The 2,245-nt window shown below is 38.2% G+C and carries 3 protein-coding genes; all 3 read right to left on the bottom strand.

Going from position 1 to position 2,245, the window contains the following annotated elements; translation table 11 throughout:
• Positions 1–223 precede the first annotated feature (223 nt).
• Positions 224–538: a response regulator gene (locus tag C200_RS12855; protein ID WP_032126692.1), complete on the bottom strand. Its 315-nt coding sequence runs from the start codon at positions 536–538 to the stop codon at positions 224–226.
• 56 nt (positions 539–594) lie between these two features.
• Positions 595–1,512: an EamA family transporter RarD gene (rarD, locus tag C200_RS12850; RefSeq protein WP_016212140.1), complete on the bottom strand. Its 918-nt coding sequence runs from the start codon at positions 1,510–1,512 to the stop codon at positions 595–597.
• Positions 1,513–1,779: 267 nt separating this feature from the next.
• Positions 1,780–2,073 (bottom strand): hypothetical protein, encoded by a 294-nt coding sequence (locus C200_RS12845; RefSeq protein ID WP_036794860.1) that lies wholly within the window; start codon positions 2,071–2,073, stop codon positions 1,780–1,782.
• Positions 2,074–2,245: the final 172 nt, after the last annotated feature.

Raw genomic sequence — 2,245 nt, 5'->3', positions numbered from 1 at the left:
TAAACCCTCGGCTGTCCGCGTCACACAGCGTTGCGTGCCTTGAATCGGCACACTCCACCACTGTGCTCTCACATGACTCTACGGTTCGTATAGATTTTTAGACACTCGTTACGCTTGCTACAGACCTAACGGTCTTTCGCAACTCCGCTCTGCTAAAAACCCGAACCTACCTCGGCCTACTCACCCCGTGCTTAGCACTCCATGGCTCGCAGCGACCGTGTGTTTATGAACAAAGTAACCTACCGCACCCACCCCCCATTGCCTTCTCAATATAATCATCACTATCACTTTCAGCAGAAACAACAATCAATTGATTTGGATATATTTCTAGTATTTCTTTAATAATATCTAATGCAACACGACGCATTTGGATATTTAAAATTAAAATATCAGGGTGGTACTTCTGCTCTAGCGGCGCAATATCCTCGACATTGTAACCTTCTGCAACAATCACAAAATCACTATTATCTAATGCCTGATGCAAACAGGGTTGGTCTTGTTTTAAATCATCATCAATGATCATCACATTGTATGGCATAGCGCCCTCATCTAGATAGTTTTTACTAATAGCCCCTTAAATATAGCAACCTTTTATCAAACTGCGCTTTTGCTTTGGGACAAGCCACCTCTTGCTCTTGATCTTGCTAAACCTTCTATTGCCAATACCACTAACGCTAACCAAATAAAAAAAAACGTGATGATCAATGACAGAGTCAGCTTTTCACCATACAGCGTCACCGCAATAATAAATAAAATCGTCGGCGTTAAATACTGAAAGAAGCTCAGAATAGAAAACTTAAGACGTGTTGCCGCCGCAGTAAAACCTAATAAGGGAATCACCGTTACCACACCGGCAAGCATCAACAATACATTCATCGATGTCGTATTTTCAATGAAATTTGCAGTTGCACTATAATCAAAAAAATGTAGATAAATCAGGGCAAAAGGAGTAAGCAAAGCTGTCTCGCACAACAGCCCCGTCACAGCAGCTAAGCCTAGTTTTTTGCGCAGCATACCATAACAACCAAAGGTAAAGGCTAAACCTAAAGACACCCAAGGCAATGAGCCATAATGAATGATTTGAATGAGCACACCCATCACGACTAATGCAACAGCAAACCATTGCCAGACACGCAAGCGCTCTTTTAATATCACCATCGCCAAAATAATATTAAGAATCGGATTAACGTAATAACCTAAACTGGTTTCAAGCACATGATCATTATTCACCGCCCAAATATAAATAAGCCAGTTGCATGCTAAAAATAACGTTGAAAAAAAAAGAAAAATTACTTTATTTTTTTGGGTTAATACCTTTCTAACCTCAGTTAATTGTTTTAATAATAAACTGATAATGGCCAATAAAACACAAGACCAAATAATCCGATTAGCTAAAATTTCAAGTGCAGGGATTTGCATAATTTGCTTGTAATAAATAGGCGATAGTCCCCATAAACCATAACCTAAAATTGCATAAATAATACCCTGCTTTGTTTTGACATCAGTACTCATCACTCACTCAATCCTGCCATAAAAGATTCATTCTACTTGTATCAGGATACAGATTAAAGCGATAATCTATCTTTAGGTTCTCGAATAATTTATCTAAAAATAAAAATTAGCAGGACCTAAGCGCTAATAACACCCCAAGCATTACAAACTTTAATCGCTCTGCTTATTTGACTAACAAATAACTGCTCTGCTGACGCTGAACTAAAACCAAAATTAATTTGATAGTTTAATGGCGATTACATCAAAACAGTTAAGAACATAATAGCGCTACTCTGGTATAAAACTAATAGTTTCCTTGCAGGCATCTGGTGCTATAGAAGAACGCGTCATTTCCTCTAAAAATAACAAGGCTGCTTCTTCACTAATTTTCCCAGCAAGCTCATATTTAAAGTCAAAGCTTAAGGGTAAAATATTGACTTGTTTGTCTTCACTCGTACTATTATCGGTTAGGGTATGTAGCTCCATGTCATCTCTTGTCGGATAGGTATAATCCGATCCTCGAATAGGGTCTAATCCAATTGTGTCTTTAGGTAGAGAATCGGGTAAAGCTATTTTCTTCATTGCAATTAATATCCTTGTTTTTATTTTTCAGAGAAACTAAGTTTCATTGACATTGCACTTAACCATAAGATGGCGCTTGCACGGACGTGAGAAGAGTATCTCAAACGCTTTTGATAAACAAGCGGTATTTATTTCTAAGCAATTAACCATACCTCGTAAGCGTCGCTACCTC

Source organism: Piscirickettsia salmonis LF-89 = ATCC VR-1361 (assembly GCF_000297215.2).
Taxonomy (GTDB): Bacteria; Pseudomonadota; Gammaproteobacteria; order Piscirickettsiales; family Piscirickettsiaceae; genus Piscirickettsia; species Piscirickettsia salmonis.
This window is presented reverse-complemented; position numbering and strand designations above follow the sequence as displayed.